We start from the raw sequence: 24021 nt of genomic DNA, 5'->3' as shown, positions 1-24021 counted from the left end.
GCGCCCGACAGCGTGAACTCGTCGGTGTGGCAGATGCCGGTCGCCTTGATCTCGACCAGCACCTCGCCCTCGCGCGGACCGTCAAGGTCGACCTCCATGATCTCAAGCGGCTTTCCGGCAGCAACGGCCACGGCGGCGCGGGTTTTCATCTGGCAATCCTCCAACGCAATTTTGCGCTCAGGCTTTCAGGTTTTGGCCGGCCCATCAACTGTTAGATGAGACGAAATATCGGCTTTCTTGACGCAGATAGCACACCCCTTGAGCGCGGACTTTTGCGCTAAACACACGGTACTTGAGACATAGTGACATAATCCATAGAACTGGACCGTCCGCCGGAGGGGAATTGCCCGCATGTTCACCAAAATCCTGATCGCCAACCGTGGCGAGATCGCCTGCCGCGTCATCAAGACCGCGCGCAGGATGGGCATCGCCACGGTCGCTGTCTATTCCGACGCCGATCGCGATGCCGTGCATGTCGAGATGGCCGACGAGGCGGTGCATATCGGACCGTCGCCAGCCGCGCAGAGCTATCTCGTGCCTGAGAAAATCATCGCGGCGTGCAAGGCGACCGGCGCTCAGGCCGTGCATCCCGGCTATGGCTTCCTGTCCGAGCGCGCATCCTTCTGCGAGGCGCTGGAGAAGGAAGGCATCGTCTTCATCGGGCCGAAGCCGAGGGCCATCAAGGCCATGGGCGACAAGATCGAATCGAAGAAATTCGCCAACGCCGCCAATGTTTCGACAGTTCCCGGCTGGCTCGGCGTCATCGAGAACGCCGACCATGCTCAGAAGATCGCCGGAGAGATCGGCTATCCAGTGATGATCAAGGCCTCGGCCGGCGGCGGCGGCAAGGGCATGCGCATCGCCTGGAACCGATCGGAAGTGCGCGACGGCTTCGACCGGGCGCGCTCGGAGGCCAAGAGCTCGTTCGGGGATGACCGCGTGTTCATCGAGAAGTTCATCGTCGATCCACGCCATATAGAGATCCAAGTGCTGGCCGACGCGCATGGCAACGCGCTCTATCTCGGCGAGCGCGAATGCTCGATCCAGCGCCGCAACCAGAAGGTAGCCGAGGAGGCGCCATCCCCTTTTCTCGATGCCAGGACACGCAAGGCCATGGGCGAGCAGTCGATAGCGCTGGCCAGGGCTGTCGACTACCAGAGCGCCGGCACGGTGGAATTCATAGTCGACGCTGAGAAAAACTTCTATTTCCTTGAAATGAATACACGATTGCAGGTCGAGCATCCGGTGACGGAGCTTGTCACCGGTATCGATCTGGTCGAGCAGATGATCCGTGTGGCCGCCGGCGAGAAGCTCGCCTTGAAGCAAAGCGACGTGAAACTGAATGGCTGGGCGGTGGAGAGCCGGCTCTATGCCGAGGATCCCTATCGCAACTTCCTGCCGTCGATTGGCCGGCTGACGCGCTATCGCCCGCCACAGGAAGGGCAAGTCGGCGACGTCGTCATCCGCAACGACACCGGCGTCACCGAAGGATCGGAGATTTCGATGTTCTACGATCCGATGATCGCCAAGCTGTGCACCTGGGCGCCGACCCGGCTGGAGGCAATCGACGCGATGTCCGAAGCGCTGGACAGTTTTGTCGTCGACGGCATCGAGCACAACATCCCGTTCCTGGCGGCGCTCATGCAGCATCCGCGCTGGCGGGAAGGGCGGATTTCGACCGGATTCATCGCGGAGGAATATCCCGACGGCTTTGGGCCGATCCTGCCCGATCAAGACGACAAGGCCGTGTTGGCGGCGGTCGCCACCTTGGTCGAATTGCTGCGCCGCGACCGGCTCGACCGGCTGGGCGGGCGCTTGGCGCCGCATTCGGGAGCACTCAAGCGAGACTGGGTGGTGAAGATCGGCAAGGACTATCTGTCCGCGTCCATCCTGGAGGGCATGATCTCCATTCCGATGGAGGTCGACTTGTCCATCGAGGGCGGCAAGCCGCTGACGGTTTCGTCGGCCTGGCGGCCGGGCGAACTGGTCTGGCGCGGCAGCGTCGGTGGCCGCGAAATGGTGGCGCAACTGCGCCCGGCGCCAAACGGCCTTCGCATCGCCTGGAAAGGGCTTTCCGTGACGGCGCGCGCCATGCTGCCGCGCATTGCCGCGCTGGAAAAGCTGATGCCGGAAAAGCTGGCGCCCGACACGTCCAACCTACTGCTATGTCCCATGCCCGGCCTCGTCGTGTCGATCTCCGTCGCCGAAGGCCAGGAGGTCAAGGCCGGCGAGACTCTGGCCGTCGTCGAGGCGATGAAGATGGAGAACGTGCTGCGCGCCGAGCGCGATCTCGTGGTGGCGAAACTCAACGTCAAGCCGGGCGACAGCCTGGCCGTCGATGCGGTGATCATGGAATTTGCCTGAAGCGGGCGCGGGCGGAAGCCTGTGGCCGATGGTCGTTTGTGCTGGACTGGCATCGCCCGGTGCCGGACAATACATCTTGATCGACTCAAGTCCTTCGGGAAACGCGAAAAACCATGGCGGATGACAGACTTCCACGCGACCCCTTGCTGCGCGAAGCGGCCGTGAAGGCGGCGGCGCCCGAAGCGCCGGCGCGTCCTTTCGTGCATCTTCGCGTCCACTCGGCCTATTCGCTGCTGGAAGGCGCGCTCCAACTCGGCAAGATCGTCGGCCATGCGGTCAAGGACGAGTGTCCGGCTATCGCGGTCACCGACACCAACAATCTGTTCGGCGCGCTCGAATTTGCCCAGAAGGCGGTGAAGGACGGCATCCAGCCGATCATCGGCTGCCAGATCGCGCTCGCCTTTTCCGGCGAGAACGTCGACGGCCAGCGCGACCGCCGCCGGCAAGGGCCCGAGATGCGGCCAGTCGTGCTTATCGCGGCGACCGAAGCCGGCTATTCCAATCTGGTCAGGCTGGTGAGCCGCGTCTATCTGGAAACGCCACCCGGCGAGGCGGTGCATCTGACCAGCGAGATGCTGGAGGGCCACGCCGACGGGCTGATCTGCCTCAGCGGCGGTCCCCGCGGTCCTATCGGCGCGGCTCTGAAGGAGGATCGACGCGATCTCGCGGAGACCCGGCTGTCGACCCTGAAAGCCCTGTTCGGCGACCGGCTCTATGTCGAACTGGAACGCGTTTCCGGCTACGACCGGCTGATCGAACATTCCACGATCGATCTCGCCTATGCCCACGAATTGCCGCTCGTCGCCACCAACGAGGCGTTCTTCTCGTCGCGCGACGATTATGAGGCGCATGATGCGCTGATCGCCATAGCGGAGGGCTCGGTCGTCGCCGTGGACAATCGCCGCCGGCTTTCGCCGGACAATTTCCTGCGTAGCCAGGCTGAGATGGCGGCGTTGTTCGCCGACCTGCCTGAAGCGATCGACAACACGGTCGAGATCGCGTTGCGCTGCTCCTATTATCCGAAAACCCGCAGCCCGATCCTGCCGCGCTTCACTGGCGGCGACGCGTCCGACAAGGACGCAGCCGAGAAGGCCGAGGCCGCCGAACTCGCCCGCCAGGCGCGCGAAGGGCTGGAGGCCCGGCTTGCCGCGCACGGACCGACGCCAGGCTATACGGTCGAGCAATACCGCGAGAGGCTCGAGTTCGAGCTCGGCATCATCGAGAAGATGAAATTCCCGGGCTACTTCCTGATCGTTGCCGACTTCATCAAATGGGCCAAGTCGCAAGGCATTCCAGTCGGGCCGGGGCGCGGCTCGGGTGCGGGATCGCTGGTCGCCTATTCCACCACCATCACCGACATCGATCCGCTGCGTTTCTCGCTGCTGTTCGAGCGCTTCCTCAATCCGGACCGCGTGTCGATGCCCGATTTCGACATCGACTTCTGCCAGGACCGCCGCGAAGAGGTGATCCGCTATGTCCAGCAGAAATATGGACGTGACCAGGTCGGCCAGATCATCACCTTTGGAACGCTGCAAGCCCGCGCGGTGCTGCGCGATGTCGGCCGCGTGCTGCAGATGCCTTACGGCCAGGTCGACAAGCTGTCCAAGATGGTGCCGCAGAACCCGGCCAATCCGGTGAAACTGGCGGACGCCATCGCCAACGAGCCGCGTTTTGCCGAGGAGGCCGAAAAGGAGCCGATCGTCCAGACGCTGCTCGACATGGCACAGAAGCTGGAAGGCCTTTATCGCCACGCGTCGACGCACGCCGCCGGCATCGTCATCGGGGACCGGCCGCTGTCGGAACTGGTGCCGATGTACCGCGATCCTCGTTCGGACATGCCGGTCACCCAGTTCAACATGAAATATGTCGAACAGGCCGGGCTGGTGAAGTTCGACTTTCTCGGCCTGAAGACGCTGACCGTGCTGGAGACGGCGGTGAAGCTGATTCGCCGCCGCGGCATCGACATCGACCTGGCGACGATCCCGCTCGACGATCCCGAAACCTATGCCATGCTGTCGCGCGGCGAAGTGGTCGGCGTGTTTCAGGTGGAAAGTGCCGGCATGCGCAAGGCGCTGATCGGCATGCGGCCCGACTGCATCGAGGACATCATCGCGCTGGTCGCGCTCTACCGGCCGGGGCCGATGGAGAACATCCCGACCTACAACGCCAGGAAGCATGGCGAGGAGGAGATGGCCTCGATCCATCCCAAGATCGACCATCTGGTGAAGGAAACGCAAGGCGTCATCGTCTACCAGGAACAGGTCATGCAGATCGCGCAGGAGCTGTCTGGCTATTCGCTCGGCGAAGCCGACCTTCTGCGCCGCGCCATGGGCAAGAAGATCCGCGCCGAGATGGACAAGCAGCGTGAGCGCTTCGTCTCGGGCGCGGTCGAACGCGGCGTCGCCAAGCCGCAGGCCGACTTCATCTTCGACCTGCTGGCAAAGTTCGCCGACTACGGTTTCAACAAATCGCACGCGGCCGCCTACGCCGTCGTCTCCTACCAGACCGCCTATCTCAAGGCGCATTATCCGGTCGAATTCCTGGCGGCGTCGATGACGCTCGACATGGGAAACACCGACAAGCTCGCCGATTTCCGCCAGGATGCGCTGCGCCTCGGCATCGAGGTGGTGGCGCCGTCGGTGATATCAAGCTTTCGTCCCTTCGAGGTCGGGGAGAACCGCATCTACTATTCGATGGCCGCGCTCAAGGGCGTCGGCGACGCGGCGGTCGAGCATATCGTCGCCATGCGCGGCGAAAAGCCGTTCAAGAGCCTGGCCGATTTCTGCGAAAGGGTCGACCCGAAAATTGTCGGCAAGCGCGTCTTCGAAAGCCTGATCATGGCCGGTGCGCTGGACTGTTTCGGCCATGACCGCGCCGCGATGATGGCTGGCGTCGAGCGGATGATGGGGCTGGCGTCGCTGGCGCAGCAGAACGCCGTCTCAGGCCAGGCCGACATCTTCGGCGCATCCCTGGGGGCGCAGTCGCAGGCGCTCAACCTGCCGGTGACCGAACCGTGGCTCGCCGCCGACCGCCTGCACCGCGAATTCCAGGTGGTTGGTTTCTATCTCTCCGCCCATCCGCTGGACGAGTACAAGGCGGCGCTGCAGAAGATGCGGGTGCAGAACTGGGCGGAGTTTTCGGCCGCGGTCAAGCGCGGTGCCACAGCAGGGCGCCTCGCCGGCACCGTGACCACCAAGCAAGAGCGCAAGACGCGGACCGGCAACAAGATGGGCGTGGTGCAGTTCTCGGACACGTCCGGCCAGTATGAGGCGGTGCTGTTTTCCGAAGGATTGGCGCAGTATCGCGACATGCTGGAGCCGGGCCGCTCCGTGGTCATCACCGTGGCGGCGGAGGACAGGCCGGAGGGCGTCAACCTGCGCATCCAGACCGTGCAGTCGCTCGAGGACGAGGCCAGCCGCATCCAGAAGGCGCTGCGCATCTTCGTCAGAAACGATGCGCCAGCCTCGATCATTCAGTCACAGCTTACCCAGCGTGGTGAAAGTCAGGTGAGCATCATCGTCATCAAGGAAGAAGCGCAGGGCGAGGTGGAGATTGCCCTGCAGGGGGGGTACCGCGTCTCGCCGCAAATCGCCTCGGCGATGCGCGCCGTGCCAGGCGTGGTCGAAGTGGAGCTGGTGTGATCGCCACTTCCGGGGACTGGTGGCAATCCGCCGGGCGGCATCCGCCGCTCAAGTCACCGCAATTGCCATGAAAACGAAAGACAGCGGCGGATCGCCGGACCGTTCCACAATGGCGCGGCTGCGCGACACGTTGCGCAAGCTCTACCACGGCCGCACGCCGGCGGCGTTCCGCTTCCAACTGGTGGCGGTCATTATCGACCTCGCCATCATCGGCTTCTTCATCGCCACGCCCCTCGTCCAGGAAACGGCCTCGTTCCTGTGGCTCGACTATGCGGTGGCGGCGCTTGTGGCGGCCGACCTGGTAGCCAGGCTGCTTGCCTCGAACGACATGCTGCGACTGATGAAACAGCCGACGTCCTGGGTGGATATTTTCATCCTTTTGACGCTGCTGATGCCGACAGCGCTCGCCAATCTCGGCTTTCTGCGCATCCTGCGGCTGTGGTCGCTGTCGCGCAGCGGTTCGATCTGGCGGCATTTCGAGATGCGTGGTCTGAGGCCCTGGCGCGAGGCGAGCCACGCGGTCATCAATCTTTTGACCTTTCTCTTCGTCATCACCGGTTTCGTCTACACTTTCTTCTTCCGCAGCGGAGCGGGGCTGGAAAGCTACATCGACGCGCTTTACTTCACCGTCGCGACGGTGACCACGACCGGGTTCGGCGACATCGTGCTGCCGGGAATGGCGGGGAAACTGACGGCGATCGTGACCATGATCATCGGCATATCGCTGTTCGTCAGGCTGGCGCAGGCGATCTTTCGACCGGCAAAGGTGTTCTTTCCCTGTCCGCAATGCGGCCTGCAACGGCATGAGCCGGACGCCGTTCACTGCAAGGCATGCGGGCATGTCCTCAACATACCCGACAGTAGTGACTGAGGGATGGCTTGAGGGGACTTTTGGGCGGGCTACGATGCCGCCGCTTGCGCCGGCTTTGGCTGCCTGCGCTGCAGGTTGAGCATATTGCCCATCAGGATCAGCAATGCCCCGCCTGCGGTGAAGGCATCGATCTGCTCCTGGTAGAGCAGCCAGCCGATCAATGCCGACAGCGGCACGCGCAGGAAATCCATCGGCGAAATGACGGTGGCATCGGCGTAGCTCAGCGCCCACGCCATGCAGAAATGCGAGGACATGCCGGTGAAGGCGATCAGCAGAATCCACGGCCACAGCTCGAGCGATGGGTTACGCCATTCGTAGAGCGCCGGGATCAGGCCGAGCACCGACTGGATGATCAACATCCAGAAGATGATTCGCACAACGCTGTCGGTCCGCGTCAGCGACTTGACCAGGACCAGCGAGATGCCGAAGCACATAGCCGCGCCCAGCACGACCAGATGTCCCGGATCGACCGAGCCGACGCCTGGGCGCACGATGATCACAACACCGATCAGCCCGAGCGCCACGGCCCCGAGCTTCGGCCGGGTGAGCCTTTCGCCGAGAAAGGTGACCGCAAGGATCGCCGTCCAGATCGGCGTCGTGAATTCGATCGAGATCAGTACCGCCAAAGGGATCAGCGTCAGAGCGTAGAGCCACGCCGCCTGGCCGGTATAGTGAACCACGTTGCGCGTGACATGGGCGAGGGGGCGCCCAGTGCGCATGGCGGCAAAGCCGCCATTTTGCATGACCAGCGGCAGCAGGATGAAAAAGCCGATCACCGAGCGCAGCTCCAGCACCTGGAAAACGTTGAGCTCGGCCGTGGTGGCGCGGCCCGCGACCGACATCGCCAGGAACGAGGCGATCGATAGCGCCATCCAGAACGCTGCCTTGGGGATGGAAGGTGTGGGTGCCATTTCCGCTATGTCGCAGGCCGTGGCTTTTGCCGCAACCACTAGCAGCCGCATTCTTCTGGGCCAGCCGGATGTTGCAAAACAGTCATGTTGAAGGCGGAACCTGGCACGGTAGGTAGCGTTGAGTTCCGAATATCGGAAGTGCTTTGCAGGTGCCTTTCAAAGTCGATAGGAGAACTTCGATGAGATCATTTGCGCAATTTGCGCTTGCTGGCTCTCTGTTGGTCACGGCAGGCGCGGCACATGCCGACGAGTCCAGATTTCTCCAGTCGTTCAAGGGCAATTTCACCGGCAAGGGCATCGTCAAGGTGACCACCGACGCGCCGACGGTGAATGTGTCCTGCACGTTCAGGTCAAACGCGACATCGACCTCATTGTCGCTCGATGGCAATTGCCGAGGGCTTATCGTGGTGACGCGCGCCATCAGCGCGGACCTGAGGACTGCCGGAGCGAAATATAGCGGCACTTATATCGGGTCTCGTACCGGGCCTGCGCAATTGAACGGCACCCGTTCGGGCAACGCGATCAATCTCGGCATCCGTTGGGCCAAGGAGGTCAATGGTGACCGAAAGGCGCAGATGAAAGTCGAGAAACGAGGCGAGAACGGCATGCGGCTGACGGTCATCGACACTGATCCGAAAACCGGCAAGAGCATGGTGACGAGCAGGATAGACCTAACCCGAACTTAGCGGGCGGCGGTAGCGTTGTGACGCGCTTTGCCACACTGCGGCCTTCTTCAGCAGCCCGTTTAAGCTTAGTCTTCCAGCGGCTCTGGCGGGTGGGTGTCCCGGCCCTTGCCGAACGTATAGCCGGTTTCCACCGCCTTGCGGCCGAACTTGTCGCGCAGCGCGTCGATGGCGCCTTCCGCCATGGCCCGCTTGCGCGACTGGACATCGACCAGATCGGGCGGATCGGCCTTGTCATCGGCGGAAAGATCGCTGACGCCGATGCCGAGCAGCCGGTATTTGGTGCCGTCGGTTTCCTTGCGCAGCAGCTCGACGCCAGTCGAAAAGATGCGGTCGGCAAGCCGGGTCGGGTCGCCGAGCTGGCGGTTGCGAGTGCGGATCTTGAAATCCTGCGTCTTCAGCTTGAGCACCACCGTGCGCCCGGCGATGCCTGACTTTTTCAGCCGCGCCGAGACCTTTTCCGAAAGGCCTCGCAGCACCGAGACCAGCTCGTCCAGCGAAGCGATATCGGTATCGAAAGTGGTTTCGGCTGATACGCTCTTGGCGTCCTGGTCGGGATCGACGCGGCGGACATCCTCGCCGCGCGAGAGCCGATAGAGCCGGTCGCCCATCACGCCATAGCGGCGCATGAGGTCGCCGCGGTCCATCTTCTGGAGCTGGCCGATGGTGCGGATGCCATCCTGTTCGAGCGTGGCGCTGAATGCCTTGCCGACACCCCAGATCATGTTCACCGGCTGCGTGGCCAGGAAGCCCACGGCTTCCGCTTCGCCGATGACCGAGAAGCCGCGCGGTTTGCGGAAATCCGACGCCACCTTGGCAAGGAACTTGCAGTAGGACAGACCTGACGAAACGGTGATGCCGATCTCCTTCTCGACGGCCAGCGCGAAACGGGCCAGCACCACCGCCGGCGGCAGGCCGTGCAGCCGTTCGGTTCCGGCAAGGTCGAGAAACGCCTCGTCGATCGAGAGCGGCTCGACCAGCGGCGTCAGCGCCTGCATCATGGCGCGCACCTCGCGCCCGACGGCCACGTATTTTTCCATGTTGGGCGGGACAACCACCGCTTCGGGGCAAGCCTCGAGCGCCTTGAACATGGGCATGGCGGAACGTACGCCCCTTATCCGGGCGATGTAGCAGGCGGTGGAGACGACGCCGCGCTTGCCGCCGCCGATGATCAGCGGCTTGTCCTTCAGTGCCGGGTTGTCGCGTTTTTCGATCGCCGCATAGAAAGCGTCGCAGTCGATATGGGCCAGATGCAGCCGGTACAGTTCGGGATGACGGGCAAGCCTGGGGCTGCCGCATCGCTCGCAGCGCCTGGCATCGCTGCGCTGAAAGGCCAGGCAGTCGCGGCAGAAACCGTGATCAGGATTATTGACAGGAGCCGCCATCGCTGCGAACATAAAGAGAACAAATGCAATGGTACGACAGTGCAAGGCCAGGGACAAGCTTGGCCTGGGGAGAACGCATGAGCACGACCATAGTGCCGCTGACGCCTGAGCTCTGGCCTGAATTCGAAGATCTCTTCGGCAAGCAGGGCGCCTGCTACGGCTGCTGGTGCACGCATTTCCGGCTGGCGCCGGCGGTCCGTCGCGAAAGCAGCCGCGAACGCAACAAGGACCACATCCGGGCGCGCATCGAAGCAGGCCCGCCACCGGGCATGCTGGCGTTCGAGGACGGCAAGGCAATCGGCTGGATGCAGATCGGGCCGCGCGCCGACGTGCCCGAATGGAACAACCGGGGCCGGGGCTCGGCTCCGGTCGATCCCGCGGATGCATCGGATCCAGGCGTCTGGGCGATTTCCTGTTTCTTCATCCGCGCCAAGGCGCGGGGCCGGGGCATCAGCCATCGCCTGGTCGAAGGCGGCATCGATTTCGCCCGCAGGAACGGCGCGCGAATGGTCGAAGCCTGCCCGATAGACCTGTCGAAGGATTCACGCTCCATCGGGCTGTTCGTGGGCTCGTCGCGCGTGTTCGAGAAGGCCGGGTTTGAGCGGCTCCTGGAACGCAAGGCGGGCCGGCCGTTGATGCGGCTGGTGCTGGAGCCGAGCGCCTGAACTTCGCCGTCTTGCAGTTGCGACGGTCTTTCCCTACCAGAGGCAGGATACGATTTTGCCTTTTCGACCAAACGGAGAATTCTACGTGAACCGGATGTTGCCAATCGCCTTCACCGCGCTTCTGCTCAGCGCGCCCGCTTTCGGCCAGAGCGTCGACAGCCAGGGTGCCAAGCAACTATCCGAGGACCTGTCCCGCTATGTCGGCAAACAGGCACTCGACAAGGGCATTCTGAAGGTTTCGGTCGAAGGCGGCGCCTACAAGATCGTGTTCGATTTCAAGGCGCTCGCCAGCACCTTGCCCGACCAGAAGCTGTTGAAATTCGACTTTGCGCCCTACGCCCTGCTGGTCAAGCCGCGCAGCGACGGGACCTGGGATGTCTCGATGGATCTTTCGCAAAGCGCGTCCTTCGCGTTCAACGGGCCGCAGGGGCTGCAAAGCACGCAATTTTCGATCAAGGACGGCAAGGGTTCCGGTGTCTACGACCCCAATCTGGCGGCCTTTACCAGCGGCACCAGTTCGATGGCGGGCATGACGATGGCCTCGCAAGATGCCAAGCAGCACATGGAAATCAGCGCCGACGCCGGCACCGCGACCATGGCCGCCACCAAGGCTACCAATGGCGGCGTCGATTTCACGATGTCGCAAAAAGTGTCGAACTTTGTCGAGGCGATCAAGTTCGACGATCCTGAAAGCGGACTGAAATTCCCGGTCACCGTCAAATCACCAGAACTGTCTGTGGAGGCCAAAGGCAAGGGCGTGCAGACCAAGCCGCTGCTTGATCTCCTGGCATTTGCCGTCGCCAATGAGAACGAAGCCACGCTGAAAGCCAACCAGGCGCAGCTCAAATCGCTTCTGCTCGCCGCACTTCCCGTGTGGGAGCGCATCGACGGGACATACGGGTTCAAGGATTTCGCGGTCGAGAGCCCGGTCGGCACGTTCGGCGCGGCGCAGCTCAGCACCGCCTTCGGAATGGAAGGCGTCGCCCAGAGCGGTACGCTCGGCTACGGGATCAAGGCGTCTGGGTTGACCGTGCCGCAGCAGCTTCTGCCGAGCTGGAGCATGGCGCTGCTGCCGACCGATATCGACCTGAACTTCGGCGGCGCCAATATCGATCTCGACAGCATGGCGAAGAAGGCAATCGAGGCCTTTGATCTCAATAAGAATCCGCCTCTTTCGGCCGAATTCGGGGAGCAGCTCAAAGCCGACTTCATGGCCAAGACGCCGAAGGTCGTCATTGGCCATAGCACCATCAAGAACAAGGATACCGAAATCGCCTTGGAAGGCGAAATGACGTTTCCTGGCGAGAAGCCGGAAGCCAATGTGACGGTGGACGTGGCCGGCTTCGACAAGATCGTCGAGAGCCTGCAGGAGGCGGCGAAATCGGAACCGGAGGTGGCGCAGTACGTGCCTGTGGCCCTGATGGTGAAAGGGTTCGGCAAGACCTTGACGGACGGCCGCATGGAATGGGCCATCAACGCCAAGCCGGACGGTTCGGTCATTGTCAATGGCGTTATGCTGAAGCCGGCCGATCCTGTTGAAGACGACAGCATCGACGACGGCGACAGCGGCGACGACATGGACCAGGCGGATCCGACACCGTAACCACTCGGCTCACCAAAGCGCGTCGCGTTCGGATGAAGTGAGGCGTCGCGTTCAAGCCTTCGTTTTATCATGTCGTTCATCCGTTCGGGCGACAAGCGTCAAACTTCGAGCGGCCTGGCGATCGGCGGCACCGTCTTGAGATTGTCGCTCATATCGAATGCTCGTGATTGTCGTCGCCCAGCGGCAGCGCGCGCAATGCCTTGCCGACGGAAGCCGGTGGCGTGCCGGTTTCCTCGGAAAAACGCAGCAATGTGGGTTCGTGGGCGAGAATGAACTGCAGCACACCGGCCAGAAATCCCGGCTCGCCGGCGGCTTTGCGGATCGAATGCGCCTCGATGCCGGTGATCGCCAGGAAGCGAGGCAGCAGTTCGGGATCCGAGGCGACGAAGGCCAGAGCCTTCACGGCAATGGTTTCGGCCTCTTCGCGCATTGACGCTGCGTTTGCCATCATTACCTTTCAGGGTATGCGGAATGTGAGTCTCTTCCGCAGTAATGGCAAGCGTCGCTTGCGGCAAGTCACTACCTCTTCAGTGCGGGGCCCGAGGTGGAAGCGGAGCAGCTTTTCTCGCCGCAGGTTTCCGTTTCGTCAATCATATTGCCGTAGAGTCGACCAGGGTTTGGTGCGTTCCGGAAGGGCGCATAACGGCTGCCTTCGATCGGAACAGCGGCCGGGACGGGATATCGATGCCTAAGAAGGTCATGATCGTCGAGGACAATGAGCTCAACATGAAGCTCTTTCGGGACCTCATCGAAGCAAGCGGTTACGAGACAGTTCGCACCCGCAACGGTCTGGAAGCGCTCGATCTGGCGCGTCAGCACCGGCCGGATCTCATTTTGATGGATATCCAGTTGCCTGAAGTGTCGGGGCTGGAGGTGACGAAATGGCTGAAGGAAGATGACGACCTGCACGTCATCCCGGTCATCGCCGTCACCGCCTTCGCGATGAAGGGCGACGAGGAGCGCATTCGCCAGGGCGGCTGCGAAGCTTACATCTCCAAGCCGATCTCGGTGCCGCGCTTCATCGAAACCATCAAGTCCTACCTAGGTGATTCCTGATGCGCCTTGCCGCCAAAGCCGGAGCCTTGTGAAATGACCGCTCGGATCCTCGTCGTCGACGACATCCCTGCCAATGTGAGGTTGCTGGAGGTTCGGCTGCTGGCCGAATATTTCGAGGTGTTGACCGCTACCAACGGCCCGGATGCAATCGAGACCTGCGAGAACGGCAAGGTCGATGTCGTGCTGCTCGACGTCATGATGCCGGACATGGACGGCTTCGAGGTCTGCCGCCGCCTGAAGAGCGATCCGGCGACGTCGCATATTCCAGTGGTAATGATCACCGCACTCGACCAGGTTTCCGACAGGGTGCGCGGGCTTGAGGCCGGCGCCGACGATTTCCTGACCAAACCCGTCAACGACCTGCAACTGATGACGCGTGTCAAAAGCCTCGTCAGGCTGAAATCGCTGACCGACGAGTTGCGGCTGCGCGCCTCGACCACGCGCAACATCGGCATCGAAGAGTTGCTCAGCCGTAATTTCGCCTCCGAGGACACGACGCCGAAAGTGCTTCTGATCGACGAGCGCAAATCGTCGATCGAGCGCGTCCAGAAGATGCTGCGCGACTGTGCTGACCTGGATGTCGCCAGCGATCCGCATGCCGGCTTCTTCCAGGCGGCGGAGACCCCCTATGAATGCGTGATGATCTCGACGAGCTTCGCCAATTTCGATCCGCTTCGGCTCTGCTCGCAACTGCGCTCGCTCGATCGCACCCGCTTCCTGCCGATCATCCTGCTGGCGGAGGAGGGCGAGGAGGAGCGCATCATCCGTGGCCTCGAGCTCGGCATCAACGACTATCTGATGCGGCCGATCGACCAGCAGGAACTGACGGCGCGGTTGCGCACCCAGGTGCGCCGCAAGCGCTACAACGACCAATTGCGCGCCAGCGTGACGCAGACGATCGAAATGGCGGTGACCGACGGGCTGACCGGGCTGCACAACCGCCGCTATCTCGACAGCCATCTCCAGACGCTATTCGACCGCGCCGTGGCGCGCCGACGGCCGCTGTCCGTGATGATCACCGACCTCGACCGCTTCAAGTCGATCAACGATACGCATGGCCATGACGGCGGCGACGAGGTGCTGCGGGAATTCGCGCGGCGGCTGCGCAAGAACGTGCGCGGCATCGATCTGGCCTGCCGGTTCGGCGGCGAGGAGTTCGTCGTGGTCATGCCTGATACCGATGGAGCGATCGCCGAAAAGGTGGCCGAACGCATCCGCGCCGAAATTGCCCAGATGCCGTTCGCCATCGGGCCCGACGGCAAGGCCATCGAGGTCACCGTCAGCGTCGGCGTCTCGTCGGTGCTGAAGGGGGTGGATACGGTGGCGGCGTTGATGAAACGCGCCGATCTGGCGCTCTATGAGGCCAAGAGCGGTGGCCGTAACCGCGTCGTGGCCAAGGCTGCCTGACGGACCGAATAAGAGTATCCGTCAATCCGGCAAGGTTACCCATTTACCTTAATCCAAGCGATTCGCGAGGCTTGGTTAAGAAACTGTTGATTTTTCATAAGCTCTTGCGCAAATGTGCGGCCACAGACAGAGCGACGCCGGCACGAGGACAGACAGCCGGGTCGATCAAAAAATACCCCATGATGCTCAGGTCCGCCGCATCTCCTGGGTCCGTGGGGTCGGCCGGCCGGCGCTGGCACATAGTGGCCTCCTCGTACCGCTGCCAAACGCCGACCGGCCCCCTTTCAAAATAGCATCAGGATTCTGCGCCAAGCTCCGGAAATCACGGGCTTTTTGCGCACGAGATATCGACAGCGCTTTTGGACTGTGGAGGCGAGCCGCGATGTGAAGAGCTGCGCCCCACGCTCTCTGCCATTCGGCAGGGAACGTCGCTCCTCACTTCATACATATGGCGCCCAGGGGGCTTGCTTCAAGCCTGGGTTCCTCCCGTAAAACCGCGGCCCTGGCCAATGGGAGCGGAGTGACGGAATGCGTGCACCGAAAGATGGATCGCGAAATCATGCGGTGATTGTCGCCGGGGGCGGCCCGACAGGATTGATGCTGGCAGGCGAACTCGCGTTGGCGGGCATCGATGTCGGCATTGTCGAGCGGCGCCCGACCCAGCAGCTGATTGGCTTGCGCGCGGGTGGCCTGCACGCACGCACAATCGAGGTGCTCGACCAGCGCGGGATCGCGGACCGGTTTCTCTCCCAGGGGCGATGCTTCCCGACCGTCGGCTTCCACATGATCCGTTTGGACATCAGCGATTTTCCCAGCCGGCACAACTATCTGCTGGCGCTGCGGCAAAACCACATCGAGCGGATATTGGCCGACTGGATCAGCGAGTTGGGGGTGCCGATCCATCGCGGACAGAAAGTCACGGATTTCATGCAGGACGACAGTGGCGTGGATGTGGGGCTTGCCGATGGCCAACGCATGAAGGCGCAGTACCTCGTCGGATGCGACGGAGGACGCAGCACGATCCGCAAGGCGGCGGGCATCGAGTTCGCCGGATGGGATCCGACGATGAGCTGGATGATCGCCGAGGTCGAGATGTCGGAAGAACCGCCATTGGGCTTTCGCAGCGACGCCCAAGGAACCCATGCGATAGGCAAGATCGAGGAAAGCGATAGGGTGGGTGTCGTGCTGACCGAGAGACAACTGATCATCGGTGGTGAACCGACATTGGGCGATCTCCGCGAGGCGCTCACCGTTATCTATGGCACCGATTTCGGCGTCCACAACCCGACCTGGATGTCGCGGTTCACCGATATGACGCGTCAGGCTGCCGCTTACCGCGTCGGGCGCGTCCTGCTGGCCGGCGACGCGGCGCATGTCCATCCTCCGATGGGCGGGCAGGGGCTCAATATCGGTGTGCAAGACGCGGTCAACCTGGGGTGGAAACTGGCCCAGGTCGTCAAGCGGACATCACCCGACAACCTGCTCGACAGCTATCAAGCCGAGCGTCATCCGGTCGCCGCCCGCGTGTTGCGCAACACGATGGCACAGGTCGCGCTTCGGCGCATGGATGACCGCACCAAGGCTCTGGGCGACACCATTGCCGAACTGCTCGGCATGGACGAGCCTCGCAAACGCATCGCGGCCGAAATGTCCGGCCTGGACGTTCGTTACGACTTGGGCGAGCGGCATTCGTTGCTTGGGCGGCGAATGCCCGATCTCGATCTGCTCACCGCCAGCGGGCCGGCGCGGCTGTTTACCTTGCTGCACCATGCCCGGCCGGTGCTGATCAATCTCGGCACGCCCGGCAGGCTGGACATCAAGCCGTGGGCGGATCGGGTCCAGCAGGTCGACGCCGTGTATCACGGCGACTGGGAGCTGCCAGTTCTCGGGGCCGTCGCCGGGCCCGACGCGGTGCTGATCCGCCCCGACGGGTACGTGGCATGGGTTGGTTCCGGAAGCCAACAGGGACTGGCCGATGCGCTGACCACCTGGTTCGGGCCGCCCGCTGCTGTGGCGTAGCAGGGTCGAGGCTGGCCTGGCGAGACCTGCCGCAAACGTCTGCTTGGCACGCATTGCGAGCTTTTACGGCGTCAGGTCTCCTGACATCCCATTGACAGGAGGTACCATCTGTGCAGGAATTGGTTGGACCATTGGACCACTTGGAACGCGCATGGATCAAAACAGCCTGCCACCTATTCAGACGACGGCGCGTGACGACGCCGTGCTGAAGGCGTTGGTAGGCTTTGTTCGTGCCGAAGCCCTCCAGCCGGGCGAGCGGCTGCCAACCGAACGCATTCTGGCCGAGCGGCTGAGGGTCAGCCGCAACACGGTGCGCGAGGCGCTGACGCGCTGGGAAGGGCTCGGGCTGGTCGAGCGCCGGCAAGGCAGCGGCACCTATCTCAAGGCAGCCGTTTCGCCCGACATGTTGCATCTGCCGCTGACGCTTGCGGGCGGCAACGACTTCACCAGCCTGATGCGGACGCTTGAAGTCCGCCGCGCGCTGGAGGCGGAAGCCGCCGCCCTTTGCGCCGAACGCGCGAGCCAGACCGACATCGCCGAAATCGAGCGCAAGCTCGACATCATGGAGCAGGCGTTCCGCACGCGCGAAGGCATGTCTTCGGAAGAGGACTGGGAGTTCCACCAGGCGATCTACAAGGTTTCCGGCAACCCGCTGTTCGAGCAGATCATCGCCGCCATGCACGAATTGTTTCACCGCTTCTGGGAGCATCCGCTCGGCGTGCGCGACTTCGGCCACGCCAGCTTTCCCTATCATCGGACCATTTACGAGCGCATCGCCGCGCGCGACCCGCACGGCGCCCGCGCCGAGGCGCTCAAGCTGATCGCCACCGTCGAGGACGACCTGAAGCGCGGCGCGGCCAAACTCAAACTTTCGAGCCAGACATGAACGAACATCCCTCAGGTTTCGATCACGACTATCTTGCCGAGGCGGCGACGCTTCTGGCGCATGACGAGCCTTTCCCGGGCGGCGCCGTGGTGCCGCCGATCTACCAGACCTCGCTGTTCACCTTCGCCAACTATGCCGAGATGGCCGACACCTTTGCCGGCAAACGAAAGCAGCCGATCTATTCGCGTGGCGACAATCCGACGGTGATGGAATTCGAAGCGCGCGTTGCGGCCCTCGAAGGGGCTGAGGCTGCGCGTGGTTTTTCCAGCGGCATGGCGGCGATCAGCGCCACGGTGCTCGCTTTCGTCGGCGCCGGCGAGCGCATCGTTGCGGTGCGCAATTGCTATGGTGATGCCTATCGGCTGTTCGAGCGGCTTTTGCCGCGGCTCAACATCAAGGTCGATTATGTCGACGGCTCTGACCCGGACGCCGTTGCGGCGGCACTTCCGGGCGCCAGGCTGCTTTATCTGGAGAGCCCGACCTCGATGATGTTCGAGCTGCAGGACCTGGCTCACCTGACCCGACTGGCGAAGGAGCAGGGCATCGTCACCACGATCGACAATTCCTGGGCAACGCCTGTGTTCCAGAAGCCGATCGCGCATGGCGTCGATCTGGTGCTGCATTCGGCATCGAAATATCTCGGCGGCCACAGCGATACGGTCGCCGGCGTGGTGGCAGGCTCGGCCGCCCACATCAAGCACATCAACGAGCAGACCTATTCCTACCTCGGCGGCAAGCTTTCGCCCTTCGAGGCCTGGCTGTTGCTGCGCGGGCTGCGCACGCTGCCGCTGCGCCTGCCGCACCACATGAAGAGCGGGCTCGCCATCGCCGAGCGGCTGAAGGCGCACGGCAATGTCGAGCGCGTCAACCACCCCGCCTATTCGAACCATCCGGGCAAGGCGACGCTTGCTGGTTACGCGGGGTTGTTCTCCTTCGAGGTCACCGAGGATATCGACATCCCCGTCTTCGTCGATGCGTTGAAATACTTCCGCATCGGCGTGAGCTGGGGCGGCCATGAGAGCCTGGTCGTGCCGGCCAAGGCGTCGCTGGAGCAGACGCCGGGACTGAATTCGATGGCGCGCTTCGGCGTCAGCCCCCGAACCATCCGCTTCAATGTCGGATTGGAGAATGTCGAGGACCTGTGGGCCGACGTGGCGCAGGCCTTCGAAAAAGCCAGAAAATAACAAGCCGCTTCAAAATGGGAGTCTTGAAGATGAAAAAACTGACCGTCATGCTTGCCACCGTTGCGGGGTTGGCGATTTCCGCCGGAGACGCGCTGGCCGATTCGACCCTGAAAATGGTCGAAGTCATCACCAGCCCGCCGCGTACGGAGTTCCTGAAGAAGCAAATCGCCGAATTCGAAAAGGCCAATCCCGGCATCAAGGTCGAATTGATCTCGCTGCCCTGGGGCCAGGCTTTCGAAAAGTTCCTGACCATGGTGCAGGCAGGCGATACGCCCGACGTGGTCGAGATGCCGGAACGCTGGATGGGCCTCTACGCCAACAATGCCCAGCTTGAGGATCTCGGTCCGTATATGGCCAAATGGAACGATGCCAAGACGCTCGGCGAGCGCGCCAAGCAGTTCGGCTCGACCGTCAACAACACCCAGTTCATGATCCCGTACGGCTACTATGTGAACGCGCTGTTCTGGAACAAGAAGCTGTTCAAGGAAGCCGGCCTCGACGGCCCGCCGGCCACGCTCGACGAGTTCGTCGCCGATTCCAAGAAGATCTCCGCCATTCCCGGCAAATACGGCTACTGCCTGCGCGGCGGACCCGGCGCCTTCAACGGCATGCACATGTTCATGAACATCGCTCAGGGCAAGGGCGGATACTTCAACGAGGACGGCACCTCGACCATCAACGAGGAGGGCTCGGTCAGGGGCCTGCAGATGCTGGCCGACATGTACAAGCAGGGCTTGGCGCCCAAGGACGCGGTGAGCTGGGGTTTCAACGAAACCGTCACCGGCTTCTATTCCGGCACCTGCGCCATGCTCAACCAGGATCCGGACGCGCTGCTGGGTATCGCCGATAAGATGAGCGCCGACGACTTCGCCGTGGCGCCGCTCCCCGTTGGTCCGAGCGGCAAGTCCTATCCGACGCTCGGCTATGCCGGTTGGGCGATGTTCGCCAATTCCCAGCACAAGGACGACGCCTGGAAGCTGATGGCGACGCTTTTGTCGCCCAAGGACAATCTCGAATGGGCCAAGGAAGTCGGCGTCGTTCCGATCCACAACGGCGCCGACCAGGATCCCCATTTCAAGACCGAGCAGTTCAAGGGCTGGTTCACCGAGCTCAGCGACAGCGCCAAATATGAAATGGTGACGCCGCCGACGCATCTGGAGAACCTCGGCAATTTCGTCGACCAGGTGGCGATCAAGAATTTCCAGGAAGTGCTGCTTGGCCAAAAGACGGCCAAGGAGGTTGCCGACCAATGGGCTGCCTTCCTGACCAAGGAACAGCAGGACTGGATGGCGAAGAACAAGAAGTAGCTTTTCTTCCCTTCTCCTCGTTCACGAGGAGAAGGTGGCCCGATAGGGCCGGATGAGAGGCTGCGCCAGGTTCCGTCAACTCAGCGCTGCCCCCCATCTGCCTGCCGGCATCTTCTCCCCGTTGAACGGGGAGAAGGGTGCTGTTGCCACGCCGGCATCCACCCTTCACCGCGAGTGCCAATGACCTATGCCGTTTCCGAAATACGACCCGCCGGCAAGCCTCGAAAGAAGCGGCTGACGCACGCTGCGACCGAACCCTGGCTCTATCTAAGCCCGGCGATCATCCTGCTGGTCGTGGTGCTTTTGGTGCCGCTGGTCATCGGCATCAGCTATTCGTTCCGTAAGTTTTCGGCTTTCAAGTCGGAATATGTCGGGCTCGGGCAGTATCAGGCTATGCTGTCGGATGCCGTGCTCGGCCAGGCGCTGGTCAATACGCTGTGGTGGACGGTCTCCAGCCTGTTCTTCCAGTTCTTCCTCGGCCTTGGCCTGGCGCTGCTGCTCGACAAGCCGTTTCACGGCCGTAAACTCGTGCAAGCGCTGGTGTTCCTGCCCTGGGCGGTGCCGTCCTTCCTGTCGGGCCTGACATGGGCCTGGCTGTTCAATCCGATCATCGGGCCGCTGCCGCACTGGCTGTTCGCGCTGGGGCTGAAGGCCGAGCCGACCAACATTCTCTCCGATCCCGCGACGGCCATGTGGGGGCCGATCGTCGCCAATGTCTGGTTCGGCATCCCGTTCTTTGCCATCACGTTGCTGGCGGCACTGAAATCCATTCCCGCGGAACTGCATGAGGCGGCGGCGATCGACGGCGCCTCGCCCTGGCAACGCTTCACCAAGGTGACACTGCCGTTCCTGGCGCCGACCATCGCCATCACGGTGATGCTGCGCACCATCTGGATCGCCACTTTCGCCGACCTGATCTTCGTCATGACCGAGGGCGGGCCGGCCGGGTCGACCAATACGGTGCCGGTCTACATCTATGTCAGCGCCTTCAAGTCGCTGGACAAGGGCTACGCATCGGCGGTTGCCGTGCTGCTGCTCGTCCTGCTCATAGCCTATGCGATTGCGTTGATCGCCATCCGTCGCTCTCTGGTGAGGCACGTCTGATGATCGCGGGACGCTCATCTTCGCAGCGCTTCTTCGGCGGCGTCGGGCTCTATGCGGCGATCGCGGCCTATGTGATCTTCGCCCTGTTCCCGATCTTCTGGACCCTGAAGATATCGGTTACACCGGAACGGCTTCTCTATTCCGAAGGCATCAGCTTCTGGCCGTCGCAGATGACGTTGCAGAACTTCGTCACCGTGCTCGAGGCCACCGACTTTCCGCGTTATTTCCTCAACAGCGTCATCGTCTCGGTTTCGACGGCGGCACTGGTGACTGTCATCGCCACGCTCGCCGGCTACGCCATGTCGCGCTTCACCTTTCGCGGCAAGGCGGCACTGGCGCTGATGTTGCTTTTGACCCAGACTTTCCCGCTAGTCATGGTCATTCCACCGATCTATCGCGTGATGGGCCAGATCGGTCTGATCAACAGCCTGACCGGACTGATCATCATCTACACCGCCTTCAACACCGCGTTTGCAACCTTCCTGATGCAGTCCTTCTTCGACGGCATACCGAAGGACCTGGAGGAGGCGGCGATGATCGACGGCTGCACACGCGCGCAGGCGATGCGCCGGGTGATCGTGCCGCTGACGCTGCCCGGCATGGGCGCCACGCTCGGCTTTGTCTTCACCGCTGCCTGGAGTGAACTCCTGTTCGCGCTGATGCTGATCTCAAGCGACGACAAGAAGACCTTCGCCGTCGGCCTGCTGACCTTCATCGGCAAGTTCGCCGTAGACTGGGGGCAGATGATGGCGGCGTCGATCCTGGCGCTGATCCCGGTCTGTATCTTCTTCGGCTTCCTGCAACGCTATCTCGTCACCGGCCTCACCGCCGGCGCCGTGAAGGGATAATCGATGGCTTCCGTTACGCTGGAAAAGGTCCGCAAAGATTATGGCGCCGTGCGTGTGCTGCACGCGGTCGACCTCGACATCGCCGACGGCGAGTTCGTCGTCCTCGTCGGTCCGTCCGGCTGCGGGAAATCGACGCTTCTGCGCATGATCGCCGGCCTGGAAGAGGTTTCCGATGGCGAGATCCGTATCGGCGAGCGGCTGGTCAACGACGTCGCGCCGAAGGACCGCGACATCGCCATGGTGTTCCAGTCCTACGCGCTCTATCCGCATATGGACGTGTCGAAGAACATGGGCTTCAGCCTGATGCTGAGGAATGCAGAAAAGCGGGCGATCGACGCGCGTGTCGACGGCGCCGCAAGGCGGCTCGGGCTGGACAGTTTCCTGCAACGCCTGCCGCGCCAGCTTTCCGGCGGCCAGCGCCAGCGCGTCGCCATGGGCCGCGCGATCGTGCGCGATCCCAAGGTCTTTCTTTTCGACGAGCCGCTTTCAAACCTCGACGCCAAGCTGCGCGTGCACATGCGCGCCGAGATCAAGGCGCTTCACCAGCAACTGAAGACCACGTCCGTCTATGTCACGCATGACCAGATCGAAGCCATGACCATGGCCGATCGCATCGTCGTCATGCATGACGGCGTCGTCCAGCAGGTCGGCGCGCCGCTCGACCTCTACGATCGCCCGGCCAATATGTTCGTCGCCGGATTCATCGGCTCGCCCGGCATGAATTTCCTGCCGGCAAGTGTCGAAAAGGGTGGCGTGACGGATGCCGTGCTGTCCGATGGCCAGAAACTGCGATTGCCGGATAGCCTGCCGCTCAGGGAAGGCGATGCGGTTACCGTCGGCTTGCGGCCTGAGCATATAAGGCTGGCGGATGACGGCACGCTGCGAGGCGAAGTCGTGGTGGTCGAGCCGCTCGGCCTTTCGACGCAGTTCTACGTCAAGCTGGCCGGCCAGCAGCTTTGCGCGTTCGCCATGGGCCGCGCCGGCGTGAAGCCTGGCGAGACGGTGCGGCTATCGGCCGATCCGGCGGCACTACATGTTTTCGACCCGAAAAGCGGCGACCGGATAGGGTAGGGGTCCCGCCTGCCGGGCGGCCAAGACCATATTGAATGCAAAAAAGCCGCCCGATGGGGCGGCGTTTTTGCATTCTCCTGGAAAACCAGATTACTTGATCTTGGTTTCCTTGAACTCGACGTGCTTCTTGGCGACCGGGTCGTATTTGCGGAACGACAGCTTGTCCGTCTTGGTGCGGCTGTTCTTGCTGGTCACGTAGAAGAAACCGGTGTCGGCGGTGGACAGAAGCTTGATCTTGATGTTTGCGGCTTTGGCCATGGTATCAGTCCGTTTGTTCGTGGGGTTTTGGCCGCTGGAGCACGGGAAAACACCCGGACGCGGGAAACTTGCCGCGACACATAAAGAACGCGCCCGGAAAGTCAAGCCCGGCGCGCCCTTGTGTCGTAAGCACATGAGTTGTCCGGATTAGGTGCCACGTGAATTGTCCGGTTTTGTCGCCAGCAACCGGAGGCTAGGGTGAAGCGGACAGCGTATCACCAAACCGGACACTTGATTAGCTACCTACGCCCGGGCGCGTCCTTGCGGCCGTCACGGAAGCCAATGCCTGTCGGCATTCACACGTGTTCCGCCTCCAGAACGATGGTTTTCTTCCAATCTCCCGTGGTGTTCCACCAGCGATTCGGGTTGGCGCGGTCGTCCAGCCCCTTGGAACGGCTGGCAAGGACCGGCTGAATGCGGATCACCGGCTCCTGGTAGCTGTGAGCCTGGAAGATCGCTTCGACGACGCGCGCCGCCAATTCCTGGTCATCGGGCAGTTCGAACGAAACCTCGACCGTCCCGGGGCGCCGCCGCAATTCGGTCTCCGCGCCGGCGGCCGCGCCGTCAAGTGGCCGGTAGCGCTCGATGCCATGCGCCGACTGGTAGGCGTTTCGATCATATTTGCCCATGACCAGCGGGGCGATCGCAACCACCGCATCCATGATGCGGTCCACGTCCGAGGCCGGAGCCTGGAAGGTTACAAGCAGCAGAAGCGTCATTCGCAGTGATGTGGTCTCAAAGCCGCTGTCGATCATGGC

At 62.5% G+C, this 24021-nt stretch carries 20 protein-coding genes and 1 pseudogene; 15 read left to right on the top strand and 6 right to left on the bottom strand.

Going from position 1 to position 24021, the window contains the following annotated elements; all coding sequences use genetic code 11:
* A pseudogene (locus LB566_RS13615) lies at window positions 1-149 on the bottom strand (S-(hydroxymethyl)glutathione dehydrogenase); the annotation flags it as partial.
* Between the two features lie 202 nt (window positions 150-351).
* On the opposite strand from LB566_RS13615, the gene LB566_RS13610 reads away from it, so the two are divergent.
* The 3 genes from LB566_RS13610 (at window position 352) to LB566_RS13600 (ending at window position 6876) form a co-directional block, all read left to right on the top strand.
* Window positions 352-2364 carry an acetyl/propionyl/methylcrotonyl-CoA carboxylase subunit alpha gene (locus tag LB566_RS13610; protein WP_224624750.1) on the top strand — a complete coding sequence of 671 codons (2013 nt, stop codon included), beginning with the start codon at window positions 352-354 and terminating at the stop codon, window positions 2362-2364.
* A gap of 113 nt (window positions 2365-2477) precedes the next feature.
* Window positions 2478-6005: a DNA polymerase III subunit alpha gene (gene dnaE, locus LB566_RS13605; RefSeq protein WP_224624749.1), complete on the top strand. Its 3528-nt coding sequence runs from the start codon at window positions 2478-2480 to the stop codon at window positions 6003-6005.
* 67 nt (window positions 6006-6072) lie between these two features.
* Window positions 6073-6876: an ion channel gene (locus LB566_RS13600; RefSeq protein ID WP_224624748.1), complete on the top strand. Its 804-nt coding sequence runs from the start codon at window positions 6073-6075 to the stop codon at window positions 6874-6876.
* A 29-nt stretch (window positions 6877-6905) separates the two neighbouring features.
* Here the strand turns inward: LB566_RS13600 and LB566_RS13595 are convergent, their stop codons facing one another.
* A complete protein-coding gene (locus tag LB566_RS13595; RefSeq protein ID WP_140562437.1) occupies window positions 6906-7787 on the bottom strand; it encodes a DMT family transporter in 882 nt (293 codons plus the stop codon).
* A gap of 179 nt (window positions 7788-7966) precedes the next feature.
* On the opposite strand from LB566_RS13595, the gene LB566_RS13590 reads away from it, so the two are divergent.
* Window positions 7967-8473, top strand: a complete 507-nt coding sequence (locus LB566_RS13590; RefSeq protein ID WP_224624747.1) for a hypothetical protein — start codon at window positions 7967-7969, stop codon at window positions 8471-8473.
* A gap of 65 nt (window positions 8474-8538) precedes the next feature.
* On the opposite strand, the gene LB566_RS13585 is transcribed toward LB566_RS13590, so the two are convergent.
* Window positions 8539-9867 carry a DNA polymerase IV gene (locus tag LB566_RS13585; protein ID WP_224624746.1) on the bottom strand — a complete coding sequence of 443 codons (1329 nt, stop codon included), beginning with the start codon at window positions 9865-9867 and terminating at the stop codon, window positions 8539-8541.
* A gap of 65 nt (window positions 9868-9932) precedes the next feature.
* Here LB566_RS13585 and LB566_RS13580 point away from each other — a divergent pair, with 65 nt between their 5' ends.
* Window positions 9933-10520 carry a GNAT family N-acetyltransferase gene (locus LB566_RS13580; RefSeq protein ID WP_224624745.1) on the top strand — a complete coding sequence of 196 codons (588 nt, stop codon included), beginning with the start codon at window positions 9933-9935 and terminating at the stop codon, window positions 10518-10520.
* Window positions 10521-10605: 85 nt separating this feature from the next.
* Window positions 10606-12123, top strand: a complete 1518-nt coding sequence (locus LB566_RS13575; RefSeq protein ID WP_411910473.1) for a hypothetical protein — start codon at window positions 10606-10608, stop codon at window positions 12121-12123.
* Between the two features lie 148 nt (window positions 12124-12271).
* Here LB566_RS13575 and LB566_RS13570 read toward each other — a convergent pair whose 3' ends face one another.
* Window positions 12272-12571 carry a DUF3572 domain-containing protein gene (locus LB566_RS13570; RefSeq protein WP_224624744.1) on the bottom strand — a complete coding sequence of 100 codons (300 nt, stop codon included), beginning with the start codon at window positions 12569-12571 and terminating at the stop codon, window positions 12272-12274.
* A gap of 236 nt (window positions 12572-12807) precedes the next feature.
* On the opposite strand from LB566_RS13570, the gene LB566_RS13565 reads away from it, so the two are divergent.
* The 9 genes from LB566_RS13565 to LB566_RS13525 all read left to right on the top strand — a co-directional run bounded on the left by LB566_RS13565 (window position 12808) and on the right by LB566_RS13525 (window position 23005).
* The gene (locus LB566_RS13565; protein WP_140501538.1) at window positions 12808-13179 is read left to right on the top strand and encodes a response regulator; all 372 of its coding nucleotides are present in this window, start codon (window positions 12808-12810) and stop codon (window positions 13177-13179) included.
* Between the two features lie 33 nt (window positions 13180-13212).
* Window positions 13213-14586 carry a PleD family two-component system response regulator gene (locus LB566_RS13560; protein ID WP_224624743.1) on the top strand — a complete coding sequence of 458 codons (1374 nt, stop codon included), beginning with the start codon at window positions 13213-13215 and terminating at the stop codon, window positions 14584-14586.
* A 528-nt stretch (window positions 14587-15114) separates the two neighbouring features.
* The gene (locus LB566_RS13555) at window positions 15115-16605 is read left to right on the top strand and encodes an FAD-dependent monooxygenase (protein WP_224624742.1); all 1491 of its coding nucleotides are present in this window, start codon (window positions 15115-15117) and stop codon (window positions 16603-16605) included.
* A 151-nt stretch (window positions 16606-16756) separates the two neighbouring features.
* Window positions 16757-17491: a FadR/GntR family transcriptional regulator gene (locus LB566_RS13550; RefSeq protein ID WP_224624741.1), complete on the top strand. Its 735-nt coding sequence runs from the start codon at window positions 16757-16759 to the stop codon at window positions 17489-17491.
* Window positions 17488-18675 (top strand): PLP-dependent transferase, encoded by a 1188-nt coding sequence (locus tag LB566_RS13545; protein WP_224624740.1) that lies wholly within the window; start codon window positions 17488-17490, stop codon window positions 18673-18675. The genes LB566_RS13550 and LB566_RS13545 overlap by 4 nt, the downstream gene beginning before the upstream one ends.
* Window positions 18676-18704: 29 nt before the next feature.
* Window positions 18705-19982, top strand: coding sequence for an ABC transporter substrate-binding protein (locus LB566_RS13540; protein WP_140548111.1), 1278 nt, complete (start codon window positions 18705-18707; stop codon window positions 19980-19982).
* Window positions 19983-20162: 180 nt separating this feature from the next.
* Entirely contained in the window at window positions 20163-21086 is a 924-nt protein-coding gene (locus tag LB566_RS13535) for a carbohydrate ABC transporter permease (RefSeq protein WP_140548113.1), read from the top strand.
* Window positions 21086-21934 carry a carbohydrate ABC transporter permease gene (locus LB566_RS13530; RefSeq protein ID WP_140548115.1) on the top strand — a complete coding sequence of 283 codons (849 nt, stop codon included), beginning with the start codon at window positions 21086-21088 and terminating at the stop codon, window positions 21932-21934. The genes LB566_RS13535 and LB566_RS13530 overlap by 1 nt, the downstream gene beginning before the upstream one ends.
* A 3-nt stretch (window positions 21935-21937) precedes the next feature.
* On the top strand, window positions 21938-23005 hold the full coding sequence (locus LB566_RS13525) for an ABC transporter ATP-binding protein (RefSeq protein WP_224624739.1): 1068 nt from the start codon (window positions 21938-21940) through the stop codon (window positions 23003-23005).
* 90 nt (window positions 23006-23095) lie between these two features.
* Here the strand turns inward: LB566_RS13525 and rpmG are convergent, their stop codons facing one another.
* Window positions 23096-23263 carry a 50S ribosomal protein L33 gene (gene rpmG, locus LB566_RS13520; RefSeq protein ID WP_006201775.1) on the bottom strand — a complete coding sequence of 56 codons (168 nt, stop codon included), beginning with the start codon at window positions 23261-23263 and terminating at the stop codon, window positions 23096-23098.
* Between the two features lie 296 nt (window positions 23264-23559).
* Window positions 23560-24018 carry a hypothetical protein gene (locus LB566_RS13515; RefSeq protein WP_224624738.1) on the bottom strand — a complete coding sequence of 153 codons (459 nt, stop codon included), beginning with the start codon at window positions 24016-24018 and terminating at the stop codon, window positions 23560-23562.
* Window positions 24019-24021: the final 3 nt, after the last annotated feature.

Source organism: Mesorhizobium sp. CA13, assembly GCF_020165235.1.
Lineage (GTDB): Bacteria > Pseudomonadota > Alphaproteobacteria > Rhizobiales > Rhizobiaceae > Mesorhizobium.
This window is presented reverse-complemented; position numbering and strand designations above follow the sequence as displayed.